The sequence below is a fragment of the Mycoavidus cysteinexigens genome (genome assembly GCF_003966915.1).
Taxonomy (GTDB): domain Bacteria; phylum Pseudomonadota; class Gammaproteobacteria; order Burkholderiales; family Burkholderiaceae; genus Mycoavidus; species Mycoavidus cysteinexigens.
This window is the reverse complement of record NZ_AP018150.1, coordinates 1,127,588-1,150,510: the sequence shown is the minus strand read 5'-3', so window position 1 is coordinate 1,150,510 and position 22,923 is coordinate 1,127,588. Positions and strand designations below refer to the sequence as shown.

The 22,923-nt window shown below is 47.2% G+C and carries 12 protein-coding genes and 4 pseudogenes; 7 read left to right on the top strand and 9 right to left on the bottom strand.

The features are described from left to right. Positions 1-47: 47 nt before the first annotated feature. Positions 48-1,508, top strand: a complete 1,461-nt coding sequence (rng, locus tag MCB1EB_RS04800; protein WP_045362542.1) for a ribonuclease G — start codon at positions 48-50, stop codon at positions 1,506-1,508. Here rng and msbA read toward each other — a convergent pair. Further along, positions 1,505-3,259 carry a lipid A export permease/ATP-binding protein MsbA gene (msbA, locus tag MCB1EB_RS04795; protein ID WP_026920723.1) on the bottom strand — a complete coding sequence of 585 codons (1,755 nt, stop codon included), beginning with the start codon at positions 3,257-3,259 and terminating at the stop codon, positions 1,505-1,507. The two genes, rng and msbA, sit on opposite strands and share 4 nt — an antisense overlap. A 54-nt stretch (positions 3,260-3,313) precedes the next feature. Between msbA and MCB1EB_RS04790 the strand changes: the two genes are divergently transcribed. The 3 genes from MCB1EB_RS04790 to MCB1EB_RS04780 are packed head-to-tail and all read left to right on the top strand — an operon-like array spanning position 3,314 to position 6,220. Further along, a complete protein-coding gene (locus MCB1EB_RS04790; protein WP_045362545.1) occupies positions 3,314-4,576 on the top strand; it encodes an O-antigen ligase family protein in 1,263 nt (420 codons plus the stop codon). After that, the gene (locus MCB1EB_RS04785; protein ID WP_045362548.1) at positions 4,573-5,349 is read left to right on the top strand and encodes a glycosyltransferase family 2 protein; all 777 of its coding nucleotides are present in this window, start codon (positions 4,573-4,575) and stop codon (positions 5,347-5,349) included. The genes MCB1EB_RS04790 and MCB1EB_RS04785 overlap by 4 nt, the downstream gene beginning before the upstream one ends. Then, positions 5,336-6,220 carry a glycosyltransferase family 2 protein gene (locus MCB1EB_RS04780; protein WP_045362551.1) on the top strand — a complete coding sequence of 295 codons (885 nt, stop codon included), beginning with the start codon at positions 5,336-5,338 and terminating at the stop codon, positions 6,218-6,220. The genes MCB1EB_RS04785 and MCB1EB_RS04780 overlap by 14 nt, the downstream gene beginning before the upstream one ends. 506 nt (positions 6,221-6,726) lie before the next feature. Here MCB1EB_RS04780 and MCB1EB_RS04775 read toward each other — a convergent pair. The 4 genes and pseudogenes from MCB1EB_RS04775 to MCB1EB_RS04760 all read right to left on the bottom strand — a co-directional run. After that, complete coding sequence (locus MCB1EB_RS04775) at positions 6,727-10,464, bottom strand: HEAT repeat domain-containing protein (RefSeq protein WP_126353892.1); 3,738 nt, start codon at positions 10,462-10,464, stop codon at positions 6,727-6,729. A gap of 3 nt (positions 10,465-10,467) precedes the next feature. Further along, positions 10,468-10,854: a hypothetical protein gene (locus MCB1EB_RS04770; protein ID WP_045362557.1), complete on the bottom strand. Its 387-nt coding sequence runs from the start codon at positions 10,852-10,854 to the stop codon at positions 10,468-10,470. A gap of 468 nt (positions 10,855-11,322) precedes the next feature. Beyond that, positions 11,323-11,974, bottom strand: a pseudogene (locus MCB1EB_RS04765) (helix-turn-helix domain-containing protein); the annotation flags it as partial. 116 nt (positions 11,975-12,090) lie between these two features. Beyond that, positions 12,091-12,348: pseudogene (locus MCB1EB_RS04760) on the bottom strand (IS3 family transposase); the annotation flags it as partial. Positions 12,349-12,357: 9 nt separating this feature from the next. On the opposite strand from MCB1EB_RS04760, the pseudogene MCB1EB_RS04755 reads away from it, so the two are divergent. Then, positions 12,358-12,630: pseudogene (locus MCB1EB_RS04755) on the top strand (integrase core domain-containing protein); the annotation flags it as partial. Positions 12,631-12,698: 68 nt separating this feature from the next. On the opposite strand, the gene MCB1EB_RS04750 reads toward MCB1EB_RS04755, so the two are convergent. The 3 genes from MCB1EB_RS04750 to MCB1EB_RS04740 all read right to left on the bottom strand — a co-directional run bounded on the left by MCB1EB_RS04750 (position 12,699) and on the right by MCB1EB_RS04740 (position 19,431). Next, positions 12,699-14,057, bottom strand: coding sequence for a 2-hydroxycarboxylate transporter family protein (locus MCB1EB_RS04750; RefSeq protein ID WP_052393704.1), 1,359 nt, complete (start codon positions 14,055-14,057; stop codon positions 12,699-12,701). Positions 14,058-14,308: 251 nt separating this feature from the next. After that, a complete protein-coding gene (gene dnaE / locus MCB1EB_RS04745; protein WP_045365675.1) occupies positions 14,309-17,872 on the bottom strand; it encodes a DNA polymerase III subunit alpha in 3,564 nt (1,187 codons plus the stop codon). A 447-nt stretch (positions 17,873-18,319) separates the two neighbouring features. After that, positions 18,320-19,431, bottom strand: a protein-coding gene (locus MCB1EB_RS04740; protein WP_126353891.1) for an IS3 family transposase whose coding sequence is annotated in 2 segments (ribosomal slippage) — positions 18,320-19,173 and positions 19,173-19,431 — 1,113 coding nt in all. Because the reading frame shifts where the segments join, the coding sequence is not laid out codon by codon here. 1,037 nt (positions 19,432-20,468) lie between these two features. On the opposite strand from MCB1EB_RS04740, the pseudogene MCB1EB_RS04730 reads away from it, so the two are divergent. After that, a pseudogene (locus tag MCB1EB_RS04730) lies at positions 20,469-20,706 on the top strand (DNA adenine methylase); the annotation flags it as partial. Positions 20,707-20,779: 73 nt separating this feature from the next. Here MCB1EB_RS04730 and MCB1EB_RS04725 read toward each other — a convergent pair. Beyond that, on the bottom strand, positions 20,780-21,970 hold the full coding sequence (locus tag MCB1EB_RS04725; protein WP_045362565.1) for an SIS domain-containing protein: 1,191 nt from the start codon (positions 21,968-21,970) through the stop codon (positions 20,780-20,782). 519 nt (positions 21,971-22,489) lie between these two features. Between MCB1EB_RS04725 and MCB1EB_RS04720 the strand changes: the two genes are divergently transcribed. Then, positions 22,490-22,864, top strand: coding sequence for a hypothetical protein (locus tag MCB1EB_RS04720; protein WP_045362568.1), 375 nt, complete (start codon positions 22,490-22,492; stop codon positions 22,862-22,864). Positions 22,865-22,923: the final 59 nt, after the last annotated feature.

Below are 22,923 nucleotides of genomic sequence, written 5' to 3'. Positions count from 1 at the left end.
AAAAATAATTTCTGCTCAACATATAGGCTTAGATTCCCCGCACAATGATGAAGCAAGAAATTTTAATCAATATTACGCCGCAAGAGGCGCGGGTTGCAATTGTCCAACAAGGCGTGGCGCAAGAGCTCTATATTGAACGGACTTTGTCGCGTGGGTTAGTCGGCAATATTTACTTGGGTAGGGTAATACGAGTCTTGCCTGGCATGCAGTCGGCTTTTATCGATATTGGGCTTGGACGCGCTGCTTTTTTACATATTGCCGATCTTTGGCAGCCGGGCGGCAAAGAGCATCACGTAGCGCCTCAGCCGATTGAAAAAGTGCTCAACGAAGGGCAAACGCTGATGGTGCAGGTGATCAAAGATCCATTTGGCAACAAAGGGGCGCGCCTTTCAACGCAGATCAGCATTGCTGGCCGCACCTTAGTGTATTTGCCACACGAACCCCATATCGGCATTTCGCAAAAAATAGAAAGCGAGATCGAACGCGAAGCCATCCGCGCGCGCTTGGCAGAGGTTTTACCCGCCGCTGAAAAAGGCGGCTACATCATACGCACGATTGCCGAGGATGCAAGCCAAGAAGAATTGGCCAATGATGTACTTTATTTGCGTAAAACCTGGGCCACGATTCAAAGCCAAGCTCAACGCTCACCGGCGCCGCCCCTGCTCTACCAAGACCTTGAGTTGCCGCAACGCGTACTGCGTGATTTTGTAAATGAACACACTACAGCGATCCAAGTCGATTCACGCGAAACCTTTCAAATTCTGCTTGAATTTGCTGCAGCCTTCACCCCAGACGTGCAGGCAAAATTGCAACACTATGCTGACGAGCGGCCACTGTTTGATCTCTATGACATTGAAACCGAAATTCGGCAAGCCTTAGCTAAACGCGTCGATTTAAAATCCGGCGGCTATCTCATCCTCGATCAAACTGAAGCAATGACAACGATTGATGTGAATACCGGAGGTTATGTAGGCGTCCGTAATTTTGACGACACCATTTTTAAAACCAATTTAGAAGCAACCCATGCGATTGCGCGTCAGCTACGGCTACGTAATCTTGGCGGCATTATTATTGTCGACTTTATCGATATGGAAAACGCCGAGCATCGTGAAGCCGTGCTTAAAGAACTGAGTAAAGCGCTGGCGAACGACCGCATCCGTACCTCGCTGAGTGGTTTTTCTCAACTTGGATTAGTTGAGATGACGCGTAAACGAACTCGCGAAGCGCTCGCTCACCTGCTCTGCGAACCCTGTCCAACCTGCTCAGGCAGAGGCCAAATTAAAACCGCGCGCACCGTATGCTATGCCGTGCTGCGAGAAATTTTGCGCGAAGCACGGCAATTTAATCCACGCGAATTTCGGATTATCGCCTCGCCAACGGTGATCGATCTGTTCCTGGAAGAGGAATCGCAAAATCTTGCCATGCTCTGCGACTTCATTGGCAAGCCTGTTTCATTACAAGCCGCCGCCAGTCTAAGTCAAGAACAATACGATATTGTTTTGCTTTAAATAGTTTGGCGCGATTCGTGCTGAAGCCGATAAAGCTGCGCATATCGTCCGTTTTGACGCAATAGTTCGCTATGTTTGCCCTGCTCCACAATCTGGCCAGCTTCAAGCACCAGAATCCGATCCGCGCGTTCGATCGTCGCTAACCGATGCGCGATCACAAACGTGGTGCGGCCGTGCATCAAGACATCTAAAGCGGCTTGCACATGGCTCTCAGACTCTGCATCCAGCGCCGAAGTCGCCTCATCAAGAATCAGAATCGGCGCATCCTTATAAATTGCGCGCGCCAGCGCTAGCCGCTGACGCTGGCCGCCCGAGAGCCGCATGCCATTACCGCCAATTTGGGTCTCCATCCCATCCGGCAGCTCCGCGATCAACTCCATTAAATGCGCGGCCGCAAGCGCCTGCTCAACACGCCCACGGTCAATCGTTTGCCCATAAGCAACATTGGCAGCGATGGAATCATTAAACAGCACCACCTCTTGGCTGACAAAAGCAAGTTGATTGCGCAGATCAGCCAGCTGATAAGCCGTCAGCGGCGTTTCATCAATTAAAATCTGCCCAGCGCTGGGGTCGAAAAACCTTGGCAGCAGGTTAATCAAAGTGGTCTTGCCACTGCCAGATTGCCCCACCAACGCGCACACCTCGCCGGGCGCTACGGTAAATGAAAGATCACGCAACGTGGGCGGATGAGTGGCTCCGTAACTAAAAGAAACCTGCTGGAACTCAACCTTGCCCTGCGCCCGCGCTAAAGTGCGCCCACCGCCAGCAGGTTCAGCCGGCTCGTCAATTAAGCCAAAAATCAACTCTGCCGCAGTGATCCCCCGTTGCAACGGCTGGTTAATATCAATCAGATGTTTAAGCGGCGAGATAATCAACAACATGGCCGTGACAAAGGCAACAAAACCTCCAATCGTAGTTTGATCAGCCGCCGCCTGCATCACCGCAATCGCCAGTACCAGCGCCAATGCAATAGAAGCCAAAAATTGAGTCAACGGCTGAGCTAGCGCGCCAGAAACCGTCAAGCGCATCGCATAACCGCGCAGACGCGCGCTCATTGCCGCAAAACGCCGCATTTCGTAAGGCTCACCATGATGAACCTTAACCACCTTATAGCCTGCTATAGTTTCCTCAACGATATAAGAAAGTTCATTGGTTAATTTTTGGTGCTCGCGATTTAAGCGGCGCAAACGCAGATTAATTTTGCCGACCAGCCAGCCGATGATAGGTAAAATCACCGCCAAAATTAAAGTCAAACGCCAATTTAAATAAAATAGATAGCCCAGCAGAAAAAAAACCGCTAATGAATCTCGCACCAACGTAATTAATACGCCCGTGAGGATACTCAGCACCTGGTTGACTTCAAAAACAATCGCATTCATGATCGTGCTGGCGGTCTCGCGCTGAAAAAAGAACGCACTCGCATGCAACATGCGTTGAAACATATGTAAACGCAAATCGAGCAAGACCCGATTAGAGAGCCACGACAACAAATAATTAGACGCATATTGCGCCGCGCCGCGCACTAAAGCTAAAACAACCACCGCCAACGGCACCAGCCATTTGACCTGCGCCGCTTGATCTTTAGCGCCAAAGCCTTTGTCTAACAAAGGCTTAAGTAACGCAGGAATCCCGGCCTCGCTTGCTGCCACCAGCGCCATTGAAGCAACCGCCAACACCATAATCCAGCGATGCGCTTTGAGATAACTCCAAATACGCGTTAATGTTTCAGTAACAGTAGAAGATTTATTCATAAAGGGGAAATAAGCTATAATTTTCGGCTAAGCTAAAAACGTAATCCCTCTATTATGCCTGGCACAAAAGTTTCTGTTTCATATCCGCTAGCAAGCGCCCAACTATTTGCGTTAATTGCGTTATGGTGTGTGCCTTTTTCAACTGCGTTGACGAATATCGCGCTTGGCTTGTTCGCGATTGCAGCGTTGCTAGCGCCAGAATTATGGCGTAATTGGCGAAATGCCCTGCGCCACCCTGTCAGTATTGCTACGCTCGCCCTCCTTGGCGCGCTCGCGATCAGCGTGCTCTATAGTTCTGCGCCGTTTGAAGAAAGCATAAAATGGCTCGCCAAATACCGGAAGTTACTTTTTATTCCATTATTAATCGCTGTGTTTCAAGGCAGACCGCTCGCCAACGTTGCCCGCCTTGGTTTATGCGTTAGCCTAAGCTTTGTCTTACTCCTCTCAATCAGCAACTATCTTGGGCTAACCACTATCGGACCGCTCTATAACGCAGACGATCCCGTAACCCATGCTTGGGTCTTTAAAAATCATATTACGGCGGGACTTTTTTCAGCGTTACTCTTTAGCCTAGCGATGGATATAGCTGAAACGGCATCATCTGCACGCGCGAAAGGACTCTATTATTTACTTTCGCTACTAGCGCTGGTTAACGTATTAGTCATGTTGCAAGGCCGTACCGGCCAAGTCGTTATTATCATGCTTGCCATTTACCAAATAGTGTGTAAATTGAGAAAGATCAACTTCCGCCATGATCGCCGCCTGATCGCTGCTCAAGCTGTGTTTCTTGCTATTTTAATCGGTACGACAAGCGCTTCGCTCTATTTTAAGAGTACTCGACTCGCTGATACCGGCTCTGAAATCAGCGCGTACCAGCAACACAACCAGTCTAATGCAACCGGCTTGCGCCTTGAGTGGTATCGTAAAAGCATGGAGTTAATTACCCAGCGTCCGTTTTTTGGCTACGGTGCAATGGGAGTGCATGAAGCATTCAAGCAATTAACTGACGGCTATAGCGGCGCCCGTGGCGCGGTTACTGCTAATCCGCACAATCAATATCTTTTGTTTGCGGTCGAGCTAGGCCTAGTTGGCTTAGGACTTTTTATCTATTTGCTGGTGCAAATTGCACGGGCCGCAGCCCGTCTTCCCACCCAAAGTCGTCAACTACTCAGTACTTGGCTATTCATCTTTACCATGGGGTGTTTGGTGAATTCTTTATTACTTGATATTTCAGAAGGCTATTTATTTGTTCTCTTAAGTGGGATACTAATTGGCTGCGCTAATCGGCCCAACCCGCACAATACAAAAAGCTTATGAAGCGCGCCACCCTTAGCGTTATTGTGGTTGCCATGAATGAAGCACATGATATTGGCGATTGTCTTGAATCAGTACAGCATTGGGCTGACGAAATCATTGTTTTTGATTCAGGAAGTACGGATGGAACACCTGCGCTTTGCCGTGAATTTGGTGCGCGCGTCTTTGAAACCGATTGGCCTGGCGACGGGCCTCAGAAAAATCGTGCACTGGCGCAGGCTTGCTGCGACTGGGTCTTGTGTCTTGATGCTGACGAGCGTGTGAGTCCCGAATTGCGTGCAGAAATTGACTGTATGCTAACAGATGGCTCCGCTCATGCCGCTTTCTCAACGCCACGCCGGTCAAGCTTTTGCGGCCGCTTTATGAAACACTCAGGCTGGTGGCCCGATCGCATTGACCGACTGTTTAGGCGAGGCCAAGCGCGTTTTACTGATGTGCGGACTCATACTCGCTTGATCATCGATGGCACAGTCGGCAAATTGAATGCACCGATCATTCATCTTGCGATTCCGGATGTGCGCGAAGCACTCGACAAAGCCAATGCTTATTCAAGCGCTGGAGCGCAAACTCTTTTTGAGCGTGGCCAACACGCCTCACTCAGCCAAGCAATCGGGCATGGCTTATGGGCTTTCATCCGCACGTATTTAGTGCGGCTCGGTTTTCTGGATGGTAAAGAAGGCTTTATCTTGGCTGTCGCTAATGCCGAAGGCACATATTACCGTTATCTCAAGCTCATGCTCATGCATCGGCAAAACAGCAAAAATGGCGCACGCTAACTTTCTGATCTCGGTCATTATTTCAACCTATAACCGGCCAGATGCACTAGCGTTAGTGCTTGACCAGTGCCTGGCCCAAACCGACACGAATTATGAGGTGATTGTTGCTGACGATGGTTCTGGTGAGCCAACCCGCGCTGTAATTGAAGCTGCAACAAATCATACGAATATTACAGTAAGTCATGTTTGGCAAGCTGACCAAGGGTTTCGGGCAGCGGCTATTCGCAATAAAGGCATTGCCCAGGCACGCGGTGAATACCTAATCTTTCTCGATGGCGATTGCGTACCGCAGCGTGATTTTATTGCTTGCCACCGAGCGCTTGCCGAAACAGGATGGACGGTTACTGGCAGCCGTATTTTATTGAACGAAGCGCTCACTTCAGACCTCTTGGCGCAACGTTTATCGCTTACGCAAGCCAATTGGGGTTTTTGGGTCCAGCAGCGCTTTGCACAGCGAATCAACAAGCTTTTGCCTTTATTGGTGAAGTTACCCAATTTTGCACAACGCCGCGTCAACGGCTTCAAATGGCGCGGCATTAAAAGCTGCAATCTTGCGGCATGGGCCGCTAATGTGCATGCAATCAATGGCTTTGATGAAGATTTTAGCGGTTGGGGCCACGAGGACGCCGACTTTGTCGCGCGTTTATATAATGCCGGCGTGTGCCGTAAAAGAGGTTTCTATGCTACTGAAGTATTGCATTTATGGCATCAAGAGCAGCCGCGAGATTCTGAAAATATAAACTATCAACGTGTGCTTGCGGTCTTGCAGAGTAAACGCACATGGGCTAAAAACGGGTTGGATCAAGCATTAATGAGTGTGCGCTCGATGCGCCCTATTCATGCAACGCCACCCACGGCCAAGCCGTTTTGACGCCGATAGCTGTCTAGTCAGCGAAACCGTTACCGCTCCCTTCTTAATCAAGTTGGCCAGCCGCAGAATTTAATCCCAATGGGCGCATCCCTGCGACCATTAAATTTTTTGTATAGTACACAAAATTATTTTTCAAAGAAAGTATCTTTCAATAAGATATTATTTAAAAATCAGAATAAAATAGATTATTTTAATAATACAAAATTTCGCACTTGCCAATAAAAAATTAATTTGACCTTTGCTATATTAATTATAGAAATTTAAAAAGTAATTTATTTTTATATTTTTTATCATTTTTAATAAATGGATATAATCATGTACAAAAGCAAGATCTCATCAACCCCTTTTCCTCCACCCAATCTAACTCCAGAATAAAGGGAAAATAGTACAATTCCTGCGACAAAGCTCCCCATAAACCACCATGTGTTTGGACCTATTTCAGAGGTTCCTTAAATTGAACATTATCTCATCGAGAAGCGCAGGGAAACCTCTGCGCACTTCTCTGCTTACTCCTCTATTAAAAATCGTGTTTCATCGGGTAAACGCTCAATCCCCTCTTCTTTTTGGGCTGCGCTAAAGGCTTGATTCAGCTTTTCGACTTGCTCTGATGTCAGTTTAATCGGTTGCCCAGGACCCGTTGCCGTATAAAAGTGAAGGTGGCGATCTTGAATATAGAGTGGCGCAATGCGTTCGCAACTGCGTGGTAACAAGATTTGAAGGTAGAGAGCTTTTATTTGCTCTGGCGATAAATCGGGAAGCATTCTGTAACACTGATTAAGATGCCTGCCTAAGGTAAATTTTGCACTAGACTTGACAGACGCGTTTTCATCCTCCAAAGCCGAGATCGAGGCCGAGACGGCGTCTAACGATAGCGTAAAGGCTGCACGAGACTCGATAGACTCCTTTTTACTATGGCGCTCTAAGGCAGAGATTGCACGAGACCTGACAAACGCGTTTTTATCCTCCGATGCCGAGATCAAGGCCGAGATGGCGTCCGACGATAGCGTACTCTGGCGGTCGAAGGCATCGACTACACTCAACCTGACATACAAATTTTTATCCCTCAGTGCCGAGATCAAGGCCGAGATGGCCTCCAACGACAGCGTACGCTGGAGACCTAAGGCAGAGGCTGCACGAGACCTGACCACCTCGTTTTCATCCTGCAAAGCCGAGATCAAGACCGAAACGACCTCCAACGACAGCATACTCTGACGGCTGAAGGCAGAGGCTGCACTAGCTCTGACAGACGCGTTTTCATCCCTCATTGCCGAGATCAAAGCCAAGACGACTTCCGACGACCGCGTACACTCACTGCCTAAAGCATAGGCTGCTCGAGACCTGACCGACGCGTTTTTATCCTCCGATGCCGAGATCAAGGCCGAGACGGCGTCCGACGATAGCGTACTCTGGCCGCCTAAGGCAGAGGCTGCACCCAACTTAACAGACGCATTTTCATCCTGCAAAGCCGAGATCAAGGCCGAGATGGCCTCCAACGACAGCGTACGCTGGCCGCCTAAGGCAGAGACTGCACGAGACCTGACATACTCGTTTTCATGCCTGAACGCCGAGATCAAGGCCGAGATGGCCTCCAACGACAGCGTACGCTGGCGGCCTAAGGCTTCGGCTGCACGAGACCTGACAGACGCGTTTTCATCCTGCAAAGCCGAGATCAAGGCCGAAACGGCTTCCAACGACAGCGTACGCTGGCTGTATAAGGCAGAAGCGGCACTCCACTTGACATCCACATTTCTTCCCCCCAACGCCGAGATCAAGGCCGAGACGGCGTCCGACGATAGCGTACTCTGGCCGCCTAAGGCAGAGGCTGCATGAGACCTAACCTCCTCGTTTTCATCTTCATCCTTCAACACCGAGATCAAGGCCGAGATGGCCTCCAACGACAGCGTGTCCTGGCGGCCTAAGGCATCGACTGCACAAGCCCTGACCTCCTCGTTTTCATCTTCATCCTTCAACACCGAGATCAAGGCCGAGATGGCCTCCAACGACAGCGTACGCTGGCTGCCTAAGGCATCGACTGCACTAGCCCTGACCTCCTCGTTTTTATCCTCATCCTTCAACACCGAGATCAAAGCCGAGACAGCCTCCAACGACCGCGTGCCCTGGCGGCCTAAGGCAGAGGCTGCTCGAGACCTGACATACTCGTTTTCATATTCATCCTTCAACACCGAGACCAGGGCCGAAATAGCGTCGGATGATAAAGTCTGGCGACTACCTAACGTTTCAATAATTTCTATCTTTTCATCTTCGGGTCTACGTAAACCCGTGATCAGTAGATTCTCAGGGAAAGTACTTTGGCGACCTAAACGGCTGTAGTTGTAGCAATCATCTATCCTATTTTTGAGCTCGAAATCCAGCCACTGCATTAATTCAGTTTCCAGCCTCAGGATTCTCGTTTCTCTCAATTGAGTTCGAGCTTCGTTCAAACATCCCATCATCACCTGCTGATGACGCATGCCAATCAGGTCATGTGGTGCCTGCTCTAACAATCTAAAGAAAGGCTCTAATGCTGCGTTCTCCAGTAACCCTGCCACCATCCACCACACAATCTCATAACGTGGGTTATATTTATGCGTAGCAATAAATGTTTCGAGTTCTTCTTGGCTAGGCATTACACCTAAGCTGGTAGAGGCAACTTTTTCAGAAGAAAATATTCTCTCTGTTTTTGCAGGCTTTTCTAGATGCCGGACCAGAAATTTAGCCGCAAAGAATTCCTGAAACGTTAAATGCAGAAAGTGATAGTGACGCTCCGATTCGGGGCGATGCCTATCTGCTGTGTCTAAATACGACGTCTTTTTCAAATCCGTTGTAAAGCTATAAGACAGCTCGATCCCCTCGGGCATTTGAGCTTCGAGTTCCTCTTGACGCTGATTTAACTCATCTAAACTGAACTCTATTTTTTCCTTCTCTAATCCCTTAAAGGCTAAGTATTCTAAATAATGAATTTCATCGGCCATCAGCTTTTTTAGCTTTGTATTAGACAACGTTTGGATGGCTAGTGGGCTTAATGGCTTGCCCTTGTTTTCTTTTTCTAAGCGTTCACAGTCTTTACGCAATAATTTATCCACCATAGCCCGATAGAGTATCGCCATCGTCACAGTTTGACTTTTAGGTAGCTTATCCCAGCTATAACAGAGCGCATCGAGTTGGATCGGGATATTGACCAATCCCTGAATCAACGGCGTATCCTTTATAAACTGCTGAATAGCCGATTGCTGGGGTTCTGGCGCAAATTTTTGAATATACTTCTGCACATCATCCTGACTAAACCCGACCGTTTCTAATTCTAAATCCAGCTTATTCAGCGTGTTTGCATCGATTCCGTTAGGCCGGGAAGTGATAACAACATGCTCCTGATCAAGTAATACCTTTAAAAAGGCTCCTAACCGATCGGCTCTACTCAGTTCGCTCGTAACCTCATCTAACCCATCTAGAATAAAAAGAGTCTTGTCTTGATGGGCGTGCAACACTGTCGATAAAGCCTGCGCTTGGCTATTTTCATGACCCACAAAATACTGATCGCACAGCAAGTCTTCTAAGCGTTTAGGGGGATGCGTTTTGAGGTACCGTAAGGGGATCCACAATACGCTCTCGAATTGATCTTGCCACTGTCCATTCTGATGATATTCATACACCATCTTTTTACATAACGTGGTCTTGCCGATCCCAGCTCGCCCCTGAATCAAAATCCGCTTGGGCACTCCTTCTGAGCCATCTCGTAATTTCTGTACTTCAAAAAGCTTTTTGAGCTGAATCAATTTGTTGGGATTGGTCGCCTCAAGCCGCTCACTGCTGGGCAGGCGTTCAAAATTCGCTTTTTGCTTTTCCAGCTCTTTTTTATCATTTTCGCGTTGTGCCTGACTTTCTACGATCGCCAGATTGATATAGCAATCAGCTAATGAAATTTTTTTATCGCTGGATACCCGCTGAATCCATAGATTGGAGCGTTGGTAATGCTCGTAGAGCGCTTTACGTAAATCGGCCAACGAGGCAATAGTCGCCGTTGGGCCATGAATCATGGTGACGGTGTTACCTGAGCCGTTGATTTGGGCATTCTGCACACCACTGCCAATGATTTGTGTAATCGATCGCTCTTCTGCTACTAAGTTATTGATTGGCTGGGAAGATCCACTACGAATGGCCTCCTGTCGAGTCCTATCTTCCTGGACCCGCTGAACGGTTTCTTGGAGTACCTGATCTGATTGAACTCCTTGCCTTCTAGAAATCAAATATTAACTGTAAGAAAGGCCAATGTTTTGGAGCAAAATCTGAATTTCGGGTTGATGCGGCTCTAATTGATATGCGTCAAGCCCGTATCTTTTGGCTTCTTGATAGGCATTTCCAGCCTCGGCGGACTTACGCTGCTTTTCCAATAAACAACCATAATCTAGATTGATCTCAGCAAGAGTTTGATACATTTTGGTTTCAGACGGATTCATACCCTGTGCTTTTTCCGCCGCACACAATGCTTTAAGGTAGCAAGCTTGGGCGCTTTCCAGTTCACCTCGCTTCTCATAAGCACGCGCTTCCTGGTGTAAATCTCTCGCTGACTTGGGAGAATCACGTCCTCCCCAAAAATTGATGGAGGTCTCCCTCCATACATATCTGATGCTTTCCACCCTTTTCCCCTTAGCCTGTTTATTCAAGACGCACCGATCTCAATCTGTGCGGATTTTTTCTTAGGCGCGATTTTAGCAGCAGAGTCTATCTGTAGCTTTGCTCGCTAAATGGTACGGACTATCAGAAGTATTTGACACACTATGTCGCGCTGTGTGATGCACAGCGTTGCGTATTTCAGAGCATCGTGACCGGTCATTTCAAAATGATTGTGACCGATTTTAGGAAGAATTTTTGAAATCGTGCTGGTTGAAATGAGTAGCGACTCGATAAAGAAGTAGGCAAGCGAAGGCAATTTGAATAACCGGGTATCGTGATGCGCTTTTTTGGTGCTCGATTGGTGTTGCCCCCCTCTCACGGACAGTAAAGTGTTTCCATGAATCAATTGGAAATTGGTGTTGACGACCTTTGACGCATTACAGACTCCTTTTAGGTAGTTTAAAAGTGTCCGTCAAAGGTCGTCAACACCACACTCGATCGTTCAAAAGATCTGCTGCAGTAATGGGCGTTTTGGTTGTGTAAAGCTTAGCTGCCGCCCACTTCGAGTAGGTATCCACGAAGGTTTGCTGGTAGATTCGGCCTACACCCTTGATCGTGCCAACATAAAATGTATCCTGGCTGCCAAGATAACCAGGATGAGCTGTTTCGATCTCACCGTGCGCTACGTCAGTCTTCCTGCTTTTTTTCGAGCGCAACAACCTGTGCTTCAGTCAGAACACGACCTGTTGCAGCAATGTGCTTCTCCAGCGCTGAAAGGCGCTTTTTAAATGACTCTAAATCGCGCCGTAGCCAAACTGACCGTACTCCCGATGGGGAAACAAAAATACCCCGCTTACGCAGTTCGTTGGAGACTCGGACTTGGCCAAAAGCAGGTTGTTCCAAAGCAAAGTCAGCTACCGCTATTTCGGTGGCTTCTTCAACACGATTTCTAAGGTTGGGCTTTCTACGATTGGCATCGATCAGAGCATCCACTCCGCCTGTTTCTACCGCCGTTTGATACCGATAAAATGTATCGTGGGAAAATCCCATCACCTTACAGGCGCGAGACACGTTACCAAGTTCTGTTGCCAAATTGAGCAAACCGACCTTGTGTTTAATGATATTTTGATGAACACTATACATGGGGTTATTCCTACGCGCTTACGCGCTGGTTTAATAAAGATTCGCACCTCTATCAAACCGGATAACCCCACCATTTGGCAATGGCCTTACTGTACGATCAAGTCGGAACTAATACAATTAAAATCATCAATGACATTGAGCAGCCGGATGCTTCTTCCGTCTGAGAGTTGGTCTTGCATAAAATCCATTGACCACACCTCATTAGTTTTTTCAGGCTCCGCAAGCGGTTGAGGTTTTTCGCGGAGCAAGCGCTTTTTCGGTTTGATTCGCAGATACAAAAAGCATAAACCAAATCCCCAATTGCGCTGCGTGCTTGTCAATCGAATCAACCATTCTGCAATTTGGTTATTTTCTGAAGAATGTTTGCGTTGATAATGTACTACGGCCCGGAATATGTAAGTATCGCGATGCAAACTTGGGCGCGGCAACGCTGTATCACTTTGGAATTTATCCAGCCAGGTAACCCACAGCAAAACGCTTATATTGAGCGTTATAACCGGACGGTCCGCTATGATTAGCTAGCTCAGGATCTATGCGATACGCTCGAACAAGTACAAGAGTGCGCCACCCGTTGGCTATGGTTTTATAATCATGAACGGCCCAACATGGCCATTGGAGGCATTCCCCCAAAACAAAAGTTAGCTCTCGCAGCTTAGTGTTCTACTTTTAAAAACTATTAAAAATGGGGGATTACCCATCCGCGCTTGAGCGGAATTTTTATGCATTATGCGGGGGGCAATTGGCTCAAAATGAGCAGCGCCAGCATCACCGTAAGCGCTCCGCCAATGCGGGTCGCAAGCTGCGCAAACGGCATTAATTGCATGCGGTGCGACGCGGTTAAAATCGCCATATCTCCTACGCTCCCCATGCCACTATGACACGCATTAACAATTGCACTTTCAACTGAATGCAAGCCCGCCCAGCGTCCAACCACAAAACCAACTACAGTTAGGGTGACTACCGTAGCAAAGATGGTGACAAAATGCGCTAGCGTTAGAGCTTCTAACAGCGCATCCCAAGGCGTTAAAATCAAACCAATCCCAAACAAAATCGGGTAAGCGGAAGCCACAGCAAAAAAGTGGTACATTTTATGCGCGCCCTGCTCAAACTTAGGCGGGATAACGCAGGTTAGTTTAACCAGCACCGTGAGCAACAACATGCCTAACGGCGCTGGCAAGCCAGTAAATTGATAAATCACCGTACCTGCCACATATAAGCCAAGCGCAATCATCCCGGCCGCAGCTATATGTTCAACGGTTACTGAGCATGGCTTTTCCTCAAGCGATAAAGCGGGCGCTGTTACTGGCAATAAATGACCATTACCACTGAAGCGCGGATAGCGCTTGCCAAGCTGATGAAAAAGCGCTGCACATACAATGGCCGTCAAATTACCCAACACCACAGGCGGCACAACTTGGGCAAATAGCTGAGATTGTGGGATTTGTAAAATCGCTGCATAACCTAGCGTGAGCGGAATCGCACCTTCGCCAAGGCCGCCGGCCATAATCGGAATGACGAGATAAAAAAAGGCATGGTGCGCACTGAGTCCGAGCGCCATGCCAGTTAGTGTACCGACTACTGCCGCCGTAATCGACCCCGCAGCCAGCGGGATGAAAAGCTTAGCAAAACCTTTAATTAGAAGTTGCCGATCCATACTCAAAATACCACCGACGATAACCGCAATGGTAAATAGATAAAGAATATTCGTAGCCTGCCAGAAGTCGCTCACAGACTGCACGAGTTGAGTTGGCAACAGCGAACGATGGACCAGATAAGAGGGCAGCAATACGGTCAAGATAACCGAGCCACCAATTTGGCGCAAACCTGGGATGCGTGCACCCAATTCAGCGCAGCCACAACCCAGTACCGCAAGCATGGCGAAGATAACCGAGATTTCGCTTGAAAATTTTTCTATTGCTAGGAGAGCCCCAAGGCTCACGAATAGCACGCAATAAATTGGCAGCGGAATGACGCTAATACGGTGCTCATCCATGATCCGCCACCAGCGGATCGCCTTTAATTCTGATTTTGATTCTGATGAAGCCAATGCTGAAGCATCAGTAAGCAATGAATTCTGCTGCATTTAAAGGTCTCCACTGTAACTGATCCTATTATCTAACCGTTGACAGCATATGTAGAGAGCGCCGATAAATTAAACTGATGCTTATTTAGCATTCCTACATAAAGTACAAATTTCTTTTTTCATTTTGTGAGGCCGTACTTACGCTAAAAGCGTACAGCGCCCTTTCGCTTGAAAATGTACTGAAGACTCTGTGCAAAAGATACTGGACTCAATCTATTCGTCAACTTAAGTCCAGCATATAAGGCGTTGACTTAATAAATCACTTCGACTGAAGTCGCCCAAGCCTCAGCTTTCAACTCAACCAGCAACTCATCCGAAGGCTTAACGCGCCATCCATCCCCCAGCGTAAACTCACTGCGTAGCGCTTGGTTACAGTAATCGATCAGCACCGGCAAACCGCTATTGGGTTCTCTTTTTGGAGGGTCGTAGGCGCGCCCGACCGGCTTATGCATTGGATTGCTAGACGAGCTTAGATCGCTCACTGCCTTGTGCGATTGCAAAAGCTCATGCAATCTACGCGAGTTAACTTGGTGATTCACTGAGATACGCAGAACTCGCGCAAAAGAACCGCGCGCGCGCGCCAAATCTAGCACCGCACCAGCGCTTAAGCGAATGCCACCGGTGAAGCTATCATAGCGCGCATTGCCTGTGACGATCAGCAGTTCATCTTCTTTGAACAACTCTCGGTTCGCGTCATAAAGCTCATTAAACACTGTCACTTCACATTGTGCTGTACCATCATCCAGCATCACCATAAGCATTTTTCCGCGCGGCGTCAGCTGCGTACGGATACTGTTAATCACCCCGGCAACCAGCTTATCCCGCCCTTCCTGCAAATTATTCAGTTTTTGTTTAGCAAAACGACTGACTTCGCTGCGATAGGCATCAAATAAATGTCCAGATAAATAAAAACCTAAGGCCGCTTTTTCTTCCTGCAACAAGCGTTTTTTTGACCATGCAGGTTCAGCGACAAGCTCGCAACCGTCGGCAAGCTCAGTCTGGTCAAATAAACCCGCTTGCAATTCATGCGCACACCGCTGCTCAGCAGCGCCTAACGCAAGCGTTACGGAGGCCAATAATTGAGCGCGATTGGGATGCAAGGCATCAAATGCCCCAGCGCGAATCAAGGCTTCAATCGTGCGGCGATTGACAATACGGCGATCGACCCGTAAACAAAAATCGAACAAATCGGTAAACGGCTTTTCAGCGCGCGCGCGCAAAACATCTTCAATCGCGCTTTGGCCGCTTCCTTTAATCGCGCCAAGCCCATAATGAATAGTGCGCGCCGGCTGCCCCGCGCTTTCTGCGGCGGGTTCAAAACGGTACACTGAGCGGTTAATATCAGGTGGCAATACCGTTAGATGGTTCAGTTGACAGTCTTCAAATAAAATTTTGATTTTATCGGTGTCATCTAGCGCCAAGCTCATATTAGCCGCCATAAATTCAGCCGGATAATGCGCTTTGAGCCAAGCGGTCTGATATGCAAGCAGCGCATAGGCCGCCGCATGTGATTTGTTAAAACCGTAACCGGCGAATTTTTCCATCAAATCAAAAATTTCGTCGGCTTTTTCGCGCATTAACCCATTTTGCGCCGCGCCCTCGCGGAAGAGTGCGCGATGCTGCGCCATTTCTTCAGGTTTTTTCTTACCCATAGCGCGGCGTAATAAATCAGCGCCACCTAATGAATAACCACCGATGATCTGCGCCATCTGCATGACCTGCTCTTGATAGACCATAATGCCATAGGTCTCTGCCAGCACGTCTTTTACGCGTGGATCAGGATAATCGACTTTCTCGCGGCCATGCTTACGGGCGCAAAAACTCGGAATCAGATCCATTGGCCCAGGACGGTATAGCGCAACCAGCGCAATAATGTCTTCAAAGCGATCAGGCTGAGCATCCTTCAGCATCCCTTGCATGCCGCGGCTTTCAAGCTGGAACACAGCCACTGTATTGGCTTTTTTTAGAAACGAGAACGTCGCTGGATCGTCCAATGGGACTTGTGCCAGCGACCAATCAGAACGATTTGGATCAAGTCGGCGAATATCGCGCTCAGCCCAATCTAAAATCGTCAGTGTGGTTAACCCTAGAAAATCGAATTTGACTAAGCCAACGGCTTCAACATCATCTTTATCATATTGGCTGACTACCGCCCCACCATGGGCTTGGCTGTCAGTCAGGCCCGCGCCATTTTCCGCCAACGGCATATGTTGCGTATAGAGTGGACAAAAATGCGTGAGCTTGCCGGGTGCAATCAGCACGCCACCGGCATGCATGCCAATATTACGGGTTAATCCTTCAACGCGCTGCGCCAACTCAAGTAATTGTTGCACCTCATCTTCATCTGCCAAACGTTGCGCCAACAACGGCTCTTCTTTAATCGCATCGGCAATCGTCACATGCTTGCCGGGCTTAAAAGGAATCAGCTTAGCGACCCCATCCGTAAAGTTATAGCCCAGATCAAGCACCCGGCCAATATCCCGCACCGCCGCTTTAGCCGCCATCGTGCCAAAAGTGGCGATCTGCGAGACGGCATCTGCGCCGTATTTACTCTTCACATATTGAATCACGCGATCACGCCCGTGCTGACAAAAATCAATATCGAAGTCCGGCATCGAGACGCGCTCTGGATTTAAAAAGCGCTCAAACAATAATTTATAGCGCAGCGGGTCAAGATCTGTAATGCCTAACGCAAACGCCACCAGCGAGCCCGCTCCGGAGCCCCGACCCGGGCCCACCGGAACGCCATTTTGTTTAGCCCAATTGATAAAGTCAGCGACAATTAAAAAGTAGCCGGGAAAGCCCATTTTGATAATCGTTGCGCATTCAAATTCAAGGCGTTGACAATAAGTGGAGCGCTCGCGCTCACGCTGTGCCACGTCAGCAAATAACTGCTCTAAGCGCTGCTCTAGCCCTTGCCGCGCCTCTTGCATTAGGTAATCATCCAGCGATAGACCGGCTGGGGTTGGGAAAAGTGGTAGCTTGGGCTTGCCCAGCTCTAACGTCAAATTGCAGCGCTGAGCAATTTCAACCGTATTCGCTAGCGCAGAAGGCAAGTCCGCAAAAAGCTCCGCCATTTCAGCTTGAGTGCGAAAATACTGAGCCCGCGTAAACGGTCGAGCGCGGCGTGGATCAGCCAATAAATTTCCGGCGGCGATACAAACCCGCGCCTCATGGGCAGTGAAATCATCTGGCGTCATAAATTGCACTGGGTGCGTCGCCACTAACGGCAACTGCAACTCAGCGGCAAGCGCCGCGACTTGTTGGATATAAAGCGCCTCGCCAGGCAGCTCGGCACGCTGCACTTCCAGATAAAAACGCTGAGGAAAAATCTGCGCCCAGCGTTGCGCAAAGCGCCGTGCAGCCTCTTCATTACCGGCTGCAAAAGCCTGCCCAATATCGCCCGTAAGTCCGCCGGATAAAGCAATTAAACCCTGCGCCAAACCACTCTCAAGCCATTCAATTTGAATTTGAGCGCGACCTCGATGTTGATTCGTTAACCAGGCCCGACTTAACAATTCGCAAAGATTTAAATAACCTTGCAACTCGCATACGAGCAGCAAAACCCGACTGGGTTTGTCGCCATCTAACGGGTTAGTCAGCCATACATCGCAACCGATGATAGGCTTAACGCCTGCGCTACGCGCTGTTTGATAGAACTTGACTAGACCAAATAGGTTGCCCAGATCAGTGAGCGCAAGCGCTCCCTGTCCATCAGCTGCAGCTGCTTTAACTGCATCATCAAGGCGCACAATGCCATCGGTGATTGAATATTCGGAATGAAGGCGGAGGTGAATAAAGCGAGGATTTAGCATAGCCGCTATTGTACCTAACCCCCGGGCAGTGCAGCTCAACTCGGTGGCTAACGCCACCATAGTTGTGCGATTTTTTCGAAAATTAAGTTGGCAAAATAGCGCCTGTTGAAGTTGAAATATTTATCACTTTCCCTGTTTCCATTTCGGTCAGTGAAAGTACCACTTGTTCATCATTAATAACTCATTCAGACTAACCGCAATATGCTTGATTTCTTCTGCGTCCAGACTTTGAAAATAGTCCCGTGCTGCAGCCTGAGTAAACTGTGAGGTTGTCCCAGTCATATCGCCAGAGGCAGAGGCAGCCGTTCTATAAGAACCAATTCATTTTCAGATTGTTTTTTTGAAACGTACAATAAGGTTTTCACATGCTTTTGGCGCGAATGATTTAGCCCACTCTTCAGCGCTTTTAAATTCTGAATGCGGGCGCATTTGACCTGCTCCCCGTAATTAGCTACATATCTGAGTAGAATCCGAGGGTTTAAATTGATATATAGCCGCAAACTCAGTAGGCGTGTTATACGCAAGGGCACTATGGGGGCGAGTAGAATTGTAATCTTGCCGCCTACCCTCAATAAGAGTACGTGCCTCATGCAAACTCAAGAACCAATGGTCATTGAGACACTCATCTCGAAAGCGCCCATTAAAGCTCTCGATATAGGCATTCTGGGTTGGTTTTCCAGGTTGTGTGAAAACTAGGTTGACGCCGCGCTTATGTGCCCATGCATCAAGCATTTGGCTGGTAAACTCGGGCCCATGATCAACGCGAATCATCTTTGGCAAAGCGCGATGTTGAGCGATACGATCCAACACCCGAGTGACTCGCAGCCCAGAAATTGAGGTATCGACTTCTATGGCTAGGCTCTCCTTGGTAAAATCATCGACCACGTTCAAGTAACGTATGCGTCTCCCATTAGCCAAAGCGTCATGGACGAAATCCATAGACCACGCATAGTTCGGCTGTTCCGGTAATTGCAAAGGCACACTTTTAGTTAAGCCAATTCGTTTGCGATGACGCTTCCTCACCGCCAAGCCAGCCTGCCTATACAATTTATACACTCGCTTAACATTGATGGCCCAGCCTTCTCGTTTCAGGAGTATATGGATGCGCCGATAGCCAAAGCGCCTCCTCTCGTTACCCAATACGCTTATGCGTTCTCTCACCTGACCATCGGAATCGCCTTTGGACTCATAACGCAGTACCGAAGTCGATAATTTGACGAGCCCACACGCTCGGCGTTCTGACAGCTGCCACTCCGCTTTTAGAAGCGCTACTGCTTCTCGCCTAGCTTGCGGGCTCACCACTTTCGGGAGACTACGTCCTTCAACGCCGCATTATCCAGTAAAGCTTCTGCCAATAAACGCTTTAGTTTGTTATTTTCCCCTTCCAAAACTTTCAGGCGTTTGGCATCTGAAACCTCCATCCCCCCGTATTTCGCCTTCCATTTGTAATAGGTCGACTTAGAGAAACCATGCTGCCGGCACAATTCTTGCACTCCTAAGCCCGCTTCTCCATCCCTTAAAAATCTTATGATTTGCTCTTCGCTAAATCTTCGCTTCATGGTCCTTCCTTATTGCTATGGACTCCATTATCTTATGAAGCTAATTTAAGGGGCAGGTCAGCTCAAGTATCTGCTGCGGAGTTTGCAAAGGAAGCTGTCCCTGGGCAACAGGATGGGATCTCGACAACATGCTATTGACAGGTGTAAACATTGTATCCTTTGTACCGGTATTTCTCACTCCCTTTAAGTTTAGTGGACGAATAGTGTAGAGAATTCCAATTTTTTAAGATTTTTAACAATAGGTCAAGTCTGAAAACGGGAATGCGGGCATATTTTGTACACTACGCTCAAAGGCCGCATCGTCCTCATCAACAATTTTTCCAAATTGTAACGATGGACAAATGATTTTTGCAAAAAATCCTGTCATAGGGGTGGAATGCCTATTTTGTGGGACGCACAGGCAATCAGTTCGATAAAACGTTGAAATACGGGAAATCTTTTTCAAGAACACGGATCGTCAAGTCGTCCGAAAAAGAACGATTTCGTACATCCATATTCACGGATGTTATTGCTAAAAATTGTTCTACAACAGCCCTTATGCCGGTTAACCGTTCCACTGCACCTTAGGCCCCGAATGCAGATCTGCCTTTGTCTCCGAAACAGGCTGCAGAGCCAATAGGTATAAAGCTTGTTGGGCTCTGTCAATCATACAGGGAATATCGAGCGGCCTTTTCTTATTACCATTGCTTTTAGGTATGTAAATTGGCCTCCAGGGAGTAATGGAACCGTTAACCGACTTAAGGGGTATTCAAAGGTAGTTTGCTTTACTTAGTGACTGTAATTCCCCATGCATAAGAGCTTTATAGCTTTGAGAACAAGTGACGTTTAACTCATTCAAGCAAAATAGTTCGATAAAGTTCATATTTTGCTGAACACTTTATTTTATGGGTCAAAAGGCTCCCGTGCGTACAGAATTGTGGCATCTAAGCAAAATAAGTTAACTCTTAAGGCGGTTAACGGTTGCATTACTCCTCGGAGGCCAACTTAAAAACGGCTATCAAAACGCACGACACCATCGGCGACTGTGTGACATGGGTATGAATCAAGTCCTATTTCCTGCTTCTCCAATTATTCTGTGGATGGGCGGTAAGCATCGTTTAGCTCAAAAGCTCTTTGCGCTATTTCCACCGCATAATTGCTATGTTGAGGCTTTTTGTGGCGGGATTGCTCTGTATTGCTCTGTATTTCCTACGGCCTGAACCCGCACATATTGAAGTAATCAACGATACGAACGGTGAATTGATTAATTTATATCGTGTCGTACAGCATCATCTTGGATTGCCAATTTATTCAAAATCAACTCCTTAGTGCAGCCTCACCATACACGTATAGTGAGGCTGCAGAATGCTTAAACAACCTCAATGCTCTTCTGGATCGATTCGCTGAGTTCGCCGGGAATGTCCACGCACAAGGGGTGCTCATCTATAGACTCTTGACTCCACCATGGATTCTTAGCCGCGATTGATATAAGGTCACGCCCTTCGACATTGCTCATCTGTCCAAGGAACATTGCAACATAAACCATGAAGAAGTGTGCGAAATAGAATTTCTGGAAAAAATCCTCTTGATTAAGTTGAATATCGAAAAATTCAATATTCATGTTCTGAGGAATTGACTTATCTCCAAACAATTTTCTGAGTGTCGCCACTTTGTTCTTTGTGTAATCATCATCCTCAGAATCCGACAGGATGATGATCGCCTGTTTCTCCACTGGATTCGAATAGGCCGCCACTTCAGTATGAGAGAATTCGTGGAGCAGGTTCCGATGTGTAGGAACCATTGCAATCTCATTGAAGAACATAGTAGTCTGCTTGAGCAATTGAACATACCACTTCGAGGTCGAGAGAAGTACAATGCGGCTTCCCTGTAATTTCTCGGCCATAGCGTATGCCTTATCTATCAGCGAGCTATCGAATTTTTGCTTCAGATATGAAACCGCATCCCTCAATTGATCTTCGTAATCAATCTCAAGGATGTTGAGTTTGTGAAATAGGTCAAGAAAAATCGAGAAAAATTGCTGTACATGATAGAGAGGGTATTCTCTATCTGCGTGTCGCATTCTGTATTCAATGACCGAATTTCCATCATTTTTTGCCATCTTCGCAATCCGCCCGCCTCCGCTTAAGACGATCAAGTTGAGCGCACCGTTCAGACGTTTCATTCGCTCATAAAAAAGGCACGGTTCCACAGACCATCCTGAATAGCAAACAATAAAGACAAGGGTTTTGTCGCGAGTTAAATCTTTGTCGGTCACAAACCATTCGGTATCGTAGTCATTGACTACTTCAACATCAATGGGTATTTGATGGGTAATAAAGAATCCCTTTACGATGTCAGAGACGACTGAGGAACAACCCATCCCATAGAATATGAATTTGTCAAAATGACCTGATTTCACTTGAGCGGTCAACATCTCATTAAGGTGGTCCAACGTGTATTCATGTCCCCATAGGGTACTTTCGAATATTGGCGCACCAATAATTTTACTAAGGCGTTCCACGCGAGGTTGCATGGGTTGATTGATCATCTTGATATTCATGATGTCTTCCTTCGTTGGTTGTAAAACTCGTCCTCAGACGAAAACGGAGTCCAATTTCGCATGGACCCACATATAGACTATTAGTGATTCGCTGATCATTTAATCCACATCCTAAGTATAATCACCATTTTAAAATTAACACTTTAAAATCATAAAATTTAAAAAAATAAGATTTTGAGTTAAGCAAAACCATACTAAGCGCATTAATCTATTTATCTTCGCACTAGAAAATACAAAAATCTTTCACCCAATTAAAGTTAACTATTCCAAAACGCAAAATAATAGCATTAACTAATATGAGTGATGAATTTGTTTATAAAAAAATGGAGGGATTTTCCGAGTCTCATTTACTCCATAACAGATCCAGGGCAAGACATTTTTACACTTATCTCATAATATTATACAACATTTAATCTCCCGCCTAGGCCAATTAACCGCCATCAAGTATTAAATTCAAGAGATTTAAATCTAAATCTGAATAAATATCTCAAACAAACTGAAATAGTCACAGAAGAAACCATGAAACATTTAAAGATTTGTTCAGAAGTTATTGCGGAAGTTAAAGATATTATGCATTATGGCTCTGGCAGTAAGTTATTTAGCATACTTTACACAGGAGGAGAAAGCACCATACGCAAAAAAATGTGTCGAGAATCAATCAAAGAAGCTGCAAAAGAAAGTTCAGCAGATAAAAGTCCAATAGGAAAAACCGAACGAAAAATAAAATATTCTATGCAATATCAAGCTGGAAATTGTGACGAAATGAACGATATAGCTTTTGACATACTTAAGACCAAAGGGCTAAAGGTGCCATTATTCAATATGGCGTCCACTATTGACGACCTAGCTCAACTCTCCCTACAAACCTTGCAACAGACTCCCTGGAACTTATAAATCGCCCCCCTTTTTTATTTTGTAAATCGCGTATGTTGATCTATAGTGAAATTCGTGTG